General features: G+C 72.0%; 13 protein-coding genes. 7 read left to right on the plus strand and 6 right to left on the minus strand.

What is annotated here, in order from left to right:
- Together QR78_RS28105 and QR78_RS28110 are read left to right on the plus strand one after the other, a co-directional pair.
- A partial coding sequence (locus QR78_RS28105) for an AzlC family ABC transporter permease (protein ID WP_048430926.1) occupies positions 1-613 on the plus strand: 613 nt, incomplete at its 5' end.
- Positions 610-930 carry an AzlD family protein gene (locus QR78_RS28110; protein ID WP_048430918.1) on the plus strand — a complete coding sequence of 107 codons (321 nt, stop codon included), beginning with the start codon at positions 610-612 and terminating at the stop codon, positions 928-930. The genes QR78_RS28105 and QR78_RS28110, both read left to right, overlap by 4 nt.
- A 219-nt stretch (positions 931-1,149) precedes the next feature.
- Here the strand turns inward: QR78_RS28110 and QR78_RS28115 are convergent, their stop codons facing one another.
- The 4 genes from QR78_RS28115 to QR78_RS28130 all read right to left on the minus strand — a co-directional run bounded on the left by QR78_RS28115 (position 1,150) and on the right by QR78_RS28130 (position 4,098).
- Positions 1,150-1,572 carry an arsenate-mycothiol transferase ArsC gene (locus QR78_RS28115; protein WP_048430927.1) on the minus strand — a complete coding sequence of 141 codons (423 nt, stop codon included), beginning with the start codon at positions 1,570-1,572 and terminating at the stop codon, positions 1,150-1,152.
- A gap of 103 nt (positions 1,573-1,675) precedes the next feature.
- Positions 1,676-2,164: a UPF0262 family protein gene (locus QR78_RS28120; RefSeq protein ID WP_048430919.1), complete on the minus strand. Its 489-nt coding sequence runs from the start codon at positions 2,162-2,164 to the stop codon at positions 1,676-1,678.
- Between the two features lie 103 nt (positions 2,165-2,267).
- A complete protein-coding gene (hisD, locus tag QR78_RS28125) occupies positions 2,268-3,557 on the minus strand; it encodes a histidinol dehydrogenase (RefSeq protein WP_048430920.1) in 1,290 nt (429 codons plus the stop codon).
- Between the two features lie 91 nt (positions 3,558-3,648).
- On the minus strand, positions 3,649-4,098 hold the full coding sequence (locus QR78_RS28130) for a DUF2948 family protein (RefSeq protein WP_048430928.1): 450 nt from the start codon (positions 4,096-4,098) through the stop codon (positions 3,649-3,651).
- A gap of 280 nt (positions 4,099-4,378) precedes the next feature.
- Between QR78_RS28130 and QR78_RS28135 the strand changes: the two genes are divergently transcribed.
- Positions 4,379-4,696, plus strand: coding sequence for a hypothetical protein (locus QR78_RS28135; protein WP_420865523.1), 318 nt, complete (start codon positions 4,379-4,381; stop codon positions 4,694-4,696).
- 40 nt (positions 4,697-4,736) lie between these two features.
- Here QR78_RS28135 and QR78_RS28140 read toward each other — a convergent pair whose 3' ends face one another.
- Complete coding sequence (locus QR78_RS28140; protein WP_089504284.1) at positions 4,737-5,588, minus strand: LysR substrate-binding domain-containing protein; 852 nt, start codon at positions 5,586-5,588, stop codon at positions 4,737-4,739.
- A gap of 145 nt (positions 5,589-5,733) precedes the next feature.
- Here QR78_RS28140 and QR78_RS28145 point away from each other — a divergent pair, with 145 nt between their 5' ends.
- From QR78_RS28145 to QR78_RS28160, 4 genes are all read left to right on the plus strand, one after another.
- Positions 5,734-6,768 carry a bile acid:sodium symporter family protein gene (locus QR78_RS28145; RefSeq protein WP_048430922.1) on the plus strand — a complete coding sequence of 345 codons (1,035 nt, stop codon included), beginning with the start codon at positions 5,734-5,736 and terminating at the stop codon, positions 6,766-6,768.
- Between the two features lie 274 nt (positions 6,769-7,042).
- Positions 7,043-8,278: an O-antigen ligase family protein gene (locus QR78_RS28150; RefSeq protein ID WP_048430923.1), complete on the plus strand. Its 1,236-nt coding sequence runs from the start codon at positions 7,043-7,045 to the stop codon at positions 8,276-8,278.
- A gap of 132 nt (positions 8,279-8,410) precedes the next feature.
- Positions 8,411-9,946: a histidine--tRNA ligase gene (hisS, locus tag QR78_RS28155; protein ID WP_048430924.1), complete on the plus strand. Its 1,536-nt coding sequence runs from the start codon at positions 8,411-8,413 to the stop codon at positions 9,944-9,946.
- A 230-nt stretch (positions 9,947-10,176) separates the two neighbouring features.
- The gene (locus tag QR78_RS28160) at positions 10,177-11,265 is read left to right on the plus strand and encodes a nitrogen regulation protein NR(II) (protein ID WP_048430925.1); all 1,089 of its coding nucleotides are present in this window, start codon (positions 10,177-10,179) and stop codon (positions 11,263-11,265) included.
- Between the two features lie 10 nt (positions 11,266-11,275).
- Here QR78_RS28160 and QR78_RS35185 read toward each other — a convergent pair.
- Positions 11,276-11,945 (minus strand): thermonuclease family protein (locus QR78_RS35185; protein WP_048430930.1); only part of this gene is annotated, 670 nt, incomplete at its 5' end.

Below are 11,945 nucleotides of genomic sequence, written 5' to 3' on the forward strand. Positions count from 1 at the left end.
GAGCCGGCATAGACCAGCGCGGCGGGAGCCTCGCGGACGCCGCGAGGCGCACACCGCGCTGGTCTATGCCGGCTCGGCTCAGATGGTGACCCTCGAAGTCTGGGGTCAGCCCTGGACGGTGAGCGCGCTGCTGGCCGCCATGACGGTGACCGGGCTCATCAACGCCCGCATGATCCTGATGGGCGCGACGATCCAGCCCTGGATGCGCGGCACGCCGCTCTGGCGCACGGCGATGACCCTGTTCGTGCTGGTCGATGCGAGCTGGCTCATCGGCGTGCGCCACCGCGCCGAGGGCGGGCGCGACCTCGGCGTGCTGTTCGGGGCCGGCATCGGCCTGTGGCCGCTCTGGGTCGCCTCGACGGTGGCAGGCCACCTGGCCGGCGCGCTCGTCACCCAGCCCCGGGCCTATGCCCTCGACATGATCCTGCCGGTGTTCTTCGCCGCCATGCTGGCGCCGCTCTGGCGCGGAATGCGGCCGGCCCTGCCCTGGCTCGCGTCGGGGCTGGTGGCCCTCCTGGTGCAGCGGCTGGTGCCGGGCTACGCCTTCATCGCGGCGGGGGCGGCGGCCGGCCTCGTCACCGGCCTCCTCGTCGACGACGGGGCGGCGCGATGATCGACGCGCTCCTCGCCGGCCCCGCCGGTCCCTGGATCGCCATCCTGGCGCTCGCCCTCGTCACCTATCTCTGCCGCGCGTCCGGCGTGGTGCTGATGAGCCGGGTGCGCCTCACCCCGCGGGTCGAGCGGGGGTTGCGCGCCCTGCCGGGCTCGATCGTGGTGGCGACGGCGCTGCCCACCGGCCTCTCCGCCGGCCTGCCGGGGCTCCTCGGCCTCGTCACCGCGGCCGGCGTGATGGCGCTGACCCGGTTCGAGCTGGCGGCGGTGCTGGCGGGGTTGGGTGTGGTGGCTCTGGGGCGGCTGGCGGGGCTGTAGGGCTGCACGACAGCGACCGGCTTTGTCCCATCCAAGACCTCATCCTGAGGTGTTAGTCCATCGGAGATGGACTGACCTCGAAGGAGGGCTCCAGAAGTCTCGATGGTCCCTAAAGCCCTCCTTCGAGGTCAGCCGATTTTCAATCGGCTAACACCTCAGGATGAGGTCGCGAAATGGAAAAAACGAACAACATAAACGACTTGATCGAAGTCTAAACCCTCACCGCAGCCTTTGCCGGATGCGGAACCCCAGCCCGTCGCGCACGTCGCGGTAGCCGTCGAGGCGCTGCTCGCGCGAGCCCTGTCCCACGGTCGGGTCCGGGGTCGGCCAGTACTCGACGTCGGCCGCCACCGTGCGGGTGAGTTCCAGCGCGGCGTGGTGGGCCTCCGGCGAGAGCGAGACGATCAGGTCGAAGTTCAGCCCCTCCCACTCCTCCAGCTCCTCCAGGGTGCGGGGGCGATGGCGCGACGCGTCGATGCCGATCTCGTCGAGGGCCGCGATCATGAACGGGTCGGTCGGCTCGCCCCCGCGCACGCCCGCCGACTGGACGTAGACCGACTTGCCGAAATAGTGCCGGGCCAGCGCCTCCGCGCAGGCCGAGCGCACCGCGTTGAAGTTGCAGACGAACAGCACCGACTGCACCCGCCGGCCCGGTTTCGCGGGGTCGAGCCGGGACGGGTCGGGCTTCTTCGGGTCGGCCCCGGCGGGCGCGGCGCCGTCCGCAGGGGGGCCTTCGGGCACCGGCTCAGCCCTTCCAGTGCAGGGCGAAGATCAGCGTGAACAGCCGGCGGGCGGTGTCGTGGTCGATCTCGACCTTGCCGTCGAGGCGCTGGCGCAGCAGCTCGGACGCCTCGTTGTGGACCCCGCGCCGGCCCATGTCGATCGCCTCGATCTGGCTCGGCGAGGCGGTGCGGATCGCCTTGAAGTAGCTGTCGCAGATCATCTCGTAGTCGCGGATCACGCCGCGGAACGGCGTCAGCGACAGGAGATGGGTCATCACCGGCTGGCCGTCGGCGGTGGAGATCGCGAAGGACAGCTTGTTCTCGACGAGGCCGAGCGACAGCGCGTAGGGGCCGCCGTCCTGGTTGGCGACCCGGAAGGTGTTCGATTCCAGGATGTCGTAGATCGCGATGGCGCGCTCGTGCTCCTGGTCGGGATTGCCGCGCCCGATCGAATCCTCGTCGAGCGTCACCGCCGCCAGGCGCTGTCGCGGATCGGGAGCCTCGCTCGCCATCGGATCTCCTCCCCGGATCGTCGCGGGTCTTTGTCAGGGCGTGCAGCAGAGGCGAGCGCGGCCTCCCGCGCAAGCCGGACGTAGGATGACCGCGACGGATTGATCAAAGGTTCAGGCGGATCGCCACCGACCGGGCGTGGCCGTCGAGTCCCTCCGAGCGGCCGAGCGTCACCGCCGCGGGGCCGAGCGCCCGCAGGGCCTCGGGCGTGCAGGAGAGGAGCGAGGTCCGCTTCATGAAGTCGAGGACGCCGAGGCCGGAGGAGAACCGGGCCGAGCGGGCCGTCGGCAGGACGTGGTTGGGGCCGCCGACATAGTCGCCGATCGCCTCGGGCGTATGCGCGCCGAGGAAGATCGCGCCGGCGTTGCGCACCCGCGCCGCCAGGTCCTCGGCGTCGTGGGATTCGATCTCGAGATGCTCGGGCGCGAGGCGGTCGACGAGAGGGATCGCGTCGGCGAGCCGCGCGACCCGCACGATCGCCCCGTAGTCGCGCCAGCTCGCGGTCGCGATCTCGGCCCGCTTCAGGGTCTTGAGCTGACCCTCCACCGCCGCCGCCACCGCGTCGGCCAGCGCGTCGCTGTCGGTGACGAGGATCGCCTGCGCGGCGGTGTCGTGCTCGGCCTGGGCGAGCAGGTCGGCCGCGACCCAGTCCGGGTTGGCCGAGGAATCGGCGAGGATCAGCACCTCGGAGGGACCGGCGATCATGTCGATGCCGACCTGCCCGAACACCCGGCGCTTGGCCGCCGCCACGTAGGCGTTGCCCGGCCCGACGATCTTGGCCACCGGCCGGATCGCCGCCGTACCGTAGGCGAGCGCCGCCACGGCTTGTGCGCCGCCGACGCGAAAGACCTCGTCGACCCCGGCGAGCCGGGCGGCGGCGAGCACGAGCGGGTTGGTGACCCCGTCCGGCGTCGGCACCACCATGGCGATGCGGGGCACGCCCGCGACCTTGGCCGGCACCGCGTTCATCAGCACCGAGGACGGGTAGCTCGCGGTGCCGCCCGGCACGTAGAGGCCGACCGATTCGATCGCGGTCCAGCGCCAGCCGAGCGTGACGCCGAGCGCGTCGGTCTCGCGGTGGTCCGCCGGCACCTGGGCGCGGTGGTAGGTCTCGATCCGCGCCTTGGCCAGCGCCAGCGCATCGAGGGCCTCCGCGGAGCAGGACGCGGTCGCGGCCTCGATCTCGTCCGGCGAGACCCGGATGGTGTCCGGCGTGAGATCCAGCCGGTCGAAGCGCCGGGTGTAGTCGATCACCGCGTCGTCGCCCCGGGCGACCACCTCCGCGATGATGTCGCGCACCGCCGCGTCGACGTCCTCCGAGACCTCGCGCTTGACCGAGAGCAGGCGGGCGAAGTGCGACTCGAAATCGGGATCGCGGGAATCGAGGCGCTGCATGCGGTATCCGGTCTCGTGTCGGCGGGCCGGGGGAACGGCCAAGGGATTGTGCCAGAGCGATCGTGCCAGGGCCCGCCGACTGCCAAAAAATTCAGGCCGCGTCGAGGGGCATGTCGTGGGAGGCGTGCAGCGGCTTGCTGTCGGCCTGCCAGACCGGGCCGAGATCCTTCATCGCCGCCTCGATGCATTCGAGCTCGAGCCGGATCGCGGCCCCGCCGGAAAAGACCAGGGTGGCGATGCCGGACGGCGCCTCGCCGGGCTCGAACGTGATGGCGAGGAGTTCGAGCGGGCTGTCCGGCTCGTCGCGCGGGATGTTGCGGCAGCGCACGGAGAGCACCCGCTCGAAATGCAGGCCGGTGAGACGCCGCCGCGGCGGGGCGCCGTCCGGGCTTTCCCAGTCGAAGCGCCGCGCCACCAGGGCGAAGCGGCGCTCCCGCGGCAGGTAGGCGAGATCGCCGGTGCGCAGGATCGCGTCCTGGAGGTGGGTCGAGATGATCGCGAGATCGTCGGCGTCGAGGGCAGCGAGCTTCAGGAGCTCCATCTCCGCGTCCTTCACTGTCGGCGTCCCTGTGCTGGGGGCCGGTCGCCTCGGCGGTCGCGGCCCGTGCTGTCGGAAAGGGTGGTCGCCCGTAGGTGGCGACGTCCCCCGCCCTCGACAACCGCGTCCCGCGCGCTTCCCGCGCGATCGTGCCGCGCCGTGGCCTCTGCGCCGGTTCCGATGTCGCACCGGCACCGAATCGCCTCAGCGCGCGTTCATGTGGCTGTGCCTAGCGTGACCGGTGAAACGATCCGGCACACCATCCGATACGAAGGAGAGATCCGTGAAGACCGTGATGACCGCGGCCCTGGCCGCCCTGACCCTCGGCCTCGGCGTCGCGCCCGCCTTCGCGCAATACGGCTACGGCTACGACGACGACCGTCCCCGCCGCCGCTACGAGGAGCGCTACGATTACGACCGCCCGCGCGCCCGGCGCTACGATTACGACCGCCCGGGCTACCGGGAATATGGCGGCGGCCGCATCGGCCGGATCTGCGTCACCGCCCGCGGCAACTGCCCGACCCGGCCCGCCCCGCTCAACTCGTCCTGCGGCTGCGAGGTCCCGGGCTTCGGCTTCAAGCGCGGCGCCATCGGGTACTGAACCCGGTCGCTCCCCGATCGCCCATCCACCGGACGCGGCATCAATCCCAGATGTCCGCGTTCAGGATCTCGTGCGCCAGGGCCCGGCTCGGCTCGCGGTGGAGGCCCGGCCCGGAGAGCACGAACTCGACGTCGGCGAGGCGCGGCAGTTCGGGATGGGCGAGTTCCTGCAACCCGTCCGGGATCAGGCTGCGGGGCTGGGCCATCACGCCGACCCCGGCGAGCGCGGCGGCGCGCAAGCCGCTGAGGCTGGCGCAGGTGCAGGTGACCCGGAAGGCCCGGCCCTCCTGGGTCAGCGCCGCCAGCGCGATTGCCCGGGTGATGCTGGGGGCCGGGAAGCTCGCCAGCGCCACCGGCTCGCCCCGCTCGGGCAGCGCGGTGGGCAACCCGACCCAGACCAGCCGGTCGCGCCGCACCAGCATCCCTTGCGTCTCGCCGACATGGCGCTTGCCGAGCACGAGATCGAGCTCGCCCCGCGCCAGCGCGTCGTGGAGGAAGCCCGTCAGCGCCACGCTCAGCTCGAGGTCGACCGACGGGTAGGCCTCGCGGAAATCGCGCAGGACCTCCGACAGCCGGCTCTGGACGAAATCCTCGGAGGCGCCGAACCGCACCTTGCCCCGCACCGGGCCGCCGGAGAGCGCCCGCTCCAGACGCTCGTGCGCGTCGAGCACCGTGCGGGCGAAGCCGAGCACCGTCTCGCCCTCCGGGGTCAGCGCCACCGAGTGGGTGTCGCGGGCGACCAGCCGGTGGCCGAGCTGCGCCTCCAGGCGCTGGACGTGCTGGCTCACCGTCGACTGGCCGAGCCCGAGCTGCTCGGCCGCCCGGCTGAAGCTGCGGCTGCGCACCACCGCCGCCAGGGTGCGCAGCAGCACGGGATCGATCAGGCGGGTCACGGCGGCCCTCGGCATCCTGCATGAACGATGCCCAGGCTATCGCATTTCGCGATAACTGTAATCCTGGCGCCCTGCGTACCCATGCGGGCACCGGCCGGATAGGGAGAGGGGGAATCCCCGTCAGACCCCGATCCTCCGGTCCGCCATGCTCTCGCGCTTTCGCCCCGACACCTTCACGCTGATGATCGTCGGCGCCCTGATCCTCGGCAGCGTGCTGCCGGTGCAGGACCGGGCGGCCGAATGGCTCGGCGTCTTTGCCAACGGCATGATCGCGCTGCTGTTCTTCCTGCACGGCGCGCGTATCGACCGGCAGACCGCGCTCGCCGGCCTGGTGCATTGGCGCCTGCACCTCGTGGTGTTCGCCTCGACCTTCGTGCTCTTCCCGATCCTCGGACTGGCCGCCGGCCTGCTGAGCCCGACGCTGCTGACCCCGGCGCTCGCCGCCGGCGTGCTCTTCCTCTGCGTGCTGCCCTCGACCGTGCAATCCTCCATCGCCTTCACGTCGGTGGCGGGCGGCAACGTGCCGGCGGCGATCTGCTCGGCCTCGGCCTCGAACATCCTGGGCATGTTCATCACCCCGCTCCTCGTCGCGGTGCTGCTGAACACGCAAGGCAGCCACCACGAGTTCGACTGGGCGGCGGTCGGCAAGATCATGGCCCAGCTGCTCCTGCCCTTCGCGCTCGGGCAGCTGCTCCAACCGCGCCTTGGGCCCTGGCTGACCCGGCACAAGCCCCTGACCATGGTGGTCGATCGCGGCTCGATCCTGCTCATCGTCTACATCGCCTTCAGCCACGCGGTGGCGACGGGCCTGTGGAGCCGCACGCCGCTGCCGGCGCTCGCCACCATGCTGGTCGTCGACCTCGTCCTCCTCGCGATGGTGCTGGCGATCACCACCGCGGCGAGCCGCCTGCTCGGATTCTCGAAGGAGGACGAGATCACCATCGTGTTCTGCGGCTCGAAGAAGAGCCTGGCCTCCGGCGTGCCGATGGCGAACGTGATCTTCTCCGGCCAGGACGTCGGCGGCATCCTCCTGCCGCTGATGCTCTTCCACCAGGTCCAGCTGATGGCCTGCGCGGCGCTCGCCCGCCGCTACGCCGAGCGCGGGCAGGCGTTGCTCGCCGAGGAGGGCCCGGCCCGCGCCGGCGTGGCGCAGGCGGCCGCCAAGCTCTCGGCGCGCTGATCCGGCCGCGCGTTGACGAAGAATTCACGTCGTCGCGCCATTCTCCTGGGGAGCCAAGTTGCGTACCGGCTCTCTCGATTGTCCGGCCCCGTCGCGCGTTCCGCGGCGGGGCCGTGCCGTATCAGACAACCCGATCCGATCGAAACCTCGGCCTTCGCGGAACTGGCGAGACGCGCCCGCCCCTCCGTTTAAGTCTTCGTTCACCGTGTCGCTTCAGCCGGCGCACACCATCCGCCGCTAATCTCCCGGGTGCCGTCACCCGAGGAGGCGCCCGATGGGCACGTTCGTCCTGCCGCGCCGCGACCTCGCGGCGGTGCCGTTCCTGTCGCTGCTGCGCGGCTTCGGCCACGCCCTGATGGCGGCGTTCATCTTCTTCGCCTGCTTCGCCTTCTCGGACACCTCGCCCTACGACATCGTGGCGATCCCGACGATCGTGCTCTGGGTCCTGCTCGGCGTGCGGCTCTACCGGGGGGCGGTGCCCCTCGTCCTGGTGCTCCTGGTCTTCGTCGGCGCCACGGTCGTCGCCCTGATGCCCTATCTCGACGAGGAGCTGCCGCCGGTCTGGACGGTGCAGCTGTGCTACCTCGCCGTCACCGGCATCTTCTTCACCATGTTCTTCTCCGACGAGAGCGACCGGCGGGTCGAGGCCGCCCTCAAGGTCTATACCGCCAGCGCGCTCTTCTGCGCCGTCCTCGGCATCGGCGGCTATCTGGAGCTGATCGGCAACGACAAGCTGTTCAGCATGTATGGCCGGGCGTCGGGCACCTTCCAGGATCCGAACGTGTTCGGCTCGTTCCTGACGCTCGGCGCCTTCTACCTGATGCACGACCTGCTGACCGGCCGAGCGCGCCGCCCGCTCCTGTCGGGGCTCGGTCTCGCCATCCTGCTTGCCGGCGTGTTCCTGTCGTTCTCCCGCGGCTCCTGGGGCGGCACCCTGGCGATGGGCATCCTGCTGGTGGTGATGCTCTACCGCACCAGCGCCCCGCGGTTGCGCCGCCGCATCGTGCTGCTCGCCGCCCTCACGGCGGGGTTCGGGGCGGTCTCGCTCGCCGGCCTCCTCTCGGTCGGCGATGTCGGCGAGACTTTTTCGAAGCGCGCCGCCGTCACCCAGGATTACGACGAGGGCGAGACCGGCCGCTTCGGCAACCAGCTGCGCGGCATCGGCATGCTGATCGAGGATCCCCTCGGCATGGGCCCCCTGCGCTGGCGCCGCACCTTCAACCTCGAGCCGCACAACTCCTATATCGGCGCCTTCTCGAACGGCGGCTGGGTCGCCGGCGTCGCCTTCGTGTTCCTGGTGCTGATGACGAGCCGGGTGGGTTTTCGGCTGATGAGCCACGACACGCCCTACCGGCGCCACGCCCAGATCGTGGTGCCGGCCCTCCTGATGTTCTTCCTCCAGGCGATGCAGATCGACATGGAGAAGTGGCGCCACGTCTACATGATGCTCGGCATGGTGTGGGGTCTGGAGGCGGCGCGGGTGCGGTGGCTCGCCGGCGGGGAGGCGTGAGGCGGGCCTCGGTTTGCAGGCGCCGGCAAATGGGCTAGAGCCCGGCGAACCCTGCGCCCGCCTCTGTGTCGGGCCCGTCCCCGACGACGGGCGCCCGAGGCTGCCGCCGCCCGATTGCCCCTGCGAGACCCGATGTCCAAGCCCGCGAAGGCCGAGAAGGCCGCCACCCTCAAGCCCCGCCTGCCGCGCGGCCTCGTCGACCGCGGGCCGGCCGAGATCGCCGCCACCCACCGGATGCTGGAGAAGATCCGTGAGAGCTTCGAGCTCTACGGCTTCGAGGCGGTCGAGACCCCGTTCATCGAGTATACCGAGGCGCTGGGCAAGTTCCTGCCCGACCTCGACCGGCCGAACGAGGGCGTGTTCTCGTTCCAGGACGACGACGAATCCTGGCTGTCGCTGCGCTACGACCTGACGGCGCCGCTCGCCCGCTACGTCGCCGAGCATTTCGACGCCCTGCCCAAGCCCTATCGCAGCTACCGCGCCGGCTACGTCTTCCGCAACGAGAAGCCGGGCCCGGGCCGCTTCCGCCAGTTCATGCAGTTCGACGCCGACATCGTCGGCGCCCCGACCGTCGCGGCGGATGCCGAGATCTGCATGATGGCCGCCGACACCCTGGAGAAGGTCGGCATCGGCCGCGGCGACTACATCGTGAAGGTCAACAACCGCAAGGTCCTCGACGGCGTGATGGAGGCCATCGGCCTCGGCGGCGACGACCAGGCCGGCCGGCGCCTCACCGTCCTGCGGGCGATCGACAAGCTCGACCGGCTTGGGCCCGACGGCGTGCGCCTGCTGCTCGGCCCCGGCCGCAAGGACGAGAGCGGCGACTTCACCAAGGGCGCCGGCCTCTCGGACGACGCGATCGAGCGCATCCTGCGCTACGTGTCGTTCCAGGCCGCCCCCACCGAGGGGGGCGACCGCCTCGCCTTCTGGGAAAATTTCTTCGGCGGCTGGGGCGAGGTGGTCGGCTCGTCCGAGACCGGGCGCCAGGGCATCGCCGAACTGCACGCGATCATGAAGCTGTGCGAGGCGGCGGGCTACGGCCACGACCGGGTGCGGGCCGACCCGTCCGTGGTGCGGGGCCTCGAATACTATACCGGCCCGGTCTTCGAGGCCGAGCTGACCTTCCCGGTCGTCAACGAGGACGGCCAGACCGTGCGCTTCGGCTCGGTGGCCGGCGGCGGGCGCTACGACGGCCTCGTCGGCCGCTTCCGCTCCGAGCCCGTGCCGGCGACCGGGTTCTCGGTCGGCGTCTCGCGTCTCTTCTCGGCCCTCCAGGTCGTCCGCAGCCCGATCGTGTCGGGGAAGGCCGCCCCCGGCCCGGTGGTGGTGCTGGTGCTCGACCGCGAGGAGACCGCCGCCTACCAGGCCCTCGTCGCAGGCCTTCGTCAGGCCGGCATCCGCTCGGAGCTCTATCTCGGCGCCTCCGGCATGAAGGCCCAGATGAAGTACGCCGACCGCCGCGGCTCGCCTTGCGTCGTCATCCAGGGCAGCGACGAGCGGGCGAAGGGCGAGGTCCAGATCAAGGACCTGATCGAGGGCGCGAAGGCGGCGGACGCCATCGCCAGCAACGCCGAGTGGAAGGCCGCCCGGCCGGCCCAGTTCTCCGTGCCGGTCGACGAGATGGTCGCCCGGGTGCGCGAGGTGCTGGCGCGGCATTACGGGGGGTGAGGACCCGGCGGCGCGCGGGACGCCCATAACGGGTCGCGCGCCGCCACTCTTCCCGCTTGCAGAAGGAGACCGGCGGCGTTTCCGTTCGTCGGACGGGGAAACCCTGCCCCGTTCCGATGCGGGCAGCCCGGCCGTGGACAAAATTCCTGGCGATCCCGGATGGAGAGCCCGCGGATTTCGGCGGCCCATGACGTAGTATCCGGCAGGACGATGCCGGGGACCGCGCAGCCATGGGCCCGACCGACGACACGCTCCGGCGCCTCGACGACAGCCTCGGCGAGGCCGCCCTCGACCCGTCGCGCTGGGGCGCCGTGCTGGGACACGTCTCGACCCTGGTCGGCGGTGACGGCGCGATGCTGCTGCAGAGCCACCGCCGGATACCGGGCGTTCCCTGTACCCCCGAGGTGGACGAGCTGGTCGCCGCGTATTTCCGGTACGGCTGGCACCTGAACGACCTGCGCACGCGGGCCGTGCCGCGGGTGATGCGGGGCGAGGTGGTCACCGACCTCGACATCCTGACGACCGAGGAGATCGACCGCGCGCCCTACTACAACGACCTGCTGCGGCCGCACGGCTATTCCTGGTTCGCCGTCGCGGGCTTCCGGGCCGGGGCGGAGCATTGGGCCGTCTCGGTGCAGCGCAAGACGCGGCGTGGGCCGTTCGAGGCGGCGGGGGTGCGGCCCCTCGGCGGTCTGATGCGCCGGCTCGGCGAGGCCGCCGCCCTGTCGGAAGCCCTCGGCCGCGCCGCCCTCGACGGGACTCTGGGCGGGCTCGACCAGATCGCCCAGGCGGCCCTGGCCCTCGACGCGACCGGCCGGGTGGTGGGGGCCAACACGCGGGCGGAGGCGCTGTTCGATGCCGCGTTCCGGGTCGTCGGCGGCAGCCTGCGGGTCGCCGATCCGCGGGCCCGGGACGAGATCGCCGCCCTGGCGGAGGCGCTGCAGCACCGTTCGTCGCCGCCCGCCGGGCTGGTGCTGGTGCCCCGGCGCGACCGCCGGCCCCTGATCCTGCGGGCCCTGCCGCTGGCGGAGGCGGCCCGCTCGCCCTTCCTGAACGCCCGGGCGCTCCTGCTCGTCACCGATCTCGAGGCCGACCGGCGGCCCGATCCGGGCCTGCTGGCGCAGGCCTTCGGGCTCACCGCCGCCGAAGCGCGGCTCGCCGCCCTCCTGACCGGCGGCGCCTCCCTGGAGGAGGCCGCCGGAACGCTCGGCATCGCGGTGGAGACCGGGCGCAGCCAGCTCAAGGCGGTGTTCGCCAAGACCGGGACCGGGCGCCAGGGCGCGCTGATCTCGCTCCTCGGGGCTCCGGGCCTGCGGTGAGGCGCGGGGATTACGGCCTGGCCCAGATCCCGAGCCGGGCCGTGCGGGCGTGGCGCTCGGCATCGACGAGGTCCGGCGTCGCCTCCGGGGTGGCGCGGCCGCCGCCGTTGTAGAGCACCACCTCCGAGAGGTCGTGGCCGTCGACCGTGCAGATCCAGGCGCTGCGGCCGGGATTGGGCTGGCAGTTCACCGGCCGCCCGGCGAGGTAGCCCGAGAGGTCGCTCGCCTGGGCACCCCGGGCGGCCTCGACGCCCGAGAGGCGCAGGGTCCGGCCGCCGAGCCGCAGGGTCGCGGTGTCGACCACCTCGGCGACGCCGGCGACGGGGCCCTCGACGGCGCCCGTCTCCCCCGGCTCGCGCTTGGCCCCGGACCTTGCCTCGGACTTGGCCTCGGACCTGGCTTCGCCGGGTCTGGCCTCGGCCGATCTCGTATCCGAGGGCTTCGGATCGGCAGCCTTCGTGTCGCCGGTCTTGTCGCCGGTCTTGGCCTCGTCGGTCCGTGCGGGCGGCTTGGCCTCGGCCGGCCGGGTCGCGGGAGCCGGCGCCTGCGCGACGGCGGCCCTGTCGGCAGGCCCGGGGCTGCGCAACGCCGCATAGGCGCCGCCGAGCAGCACGAGCGCCCCGAGGGCGGCGTAGAGCGGGCGGCGGGTCGAGGTCCGGCCCGGCCGCAACCGGTGCCGG

Source organism: Methylobacterium indicum (genome assembly GCF_001043895.1).
Classification (GTDB): Bacteria; Pseudomonadota; Alphaproteobacteria; order Rhizobiales; family Beijerinckiaceae; genus Methylobacterium; species Methylobacterium indicum.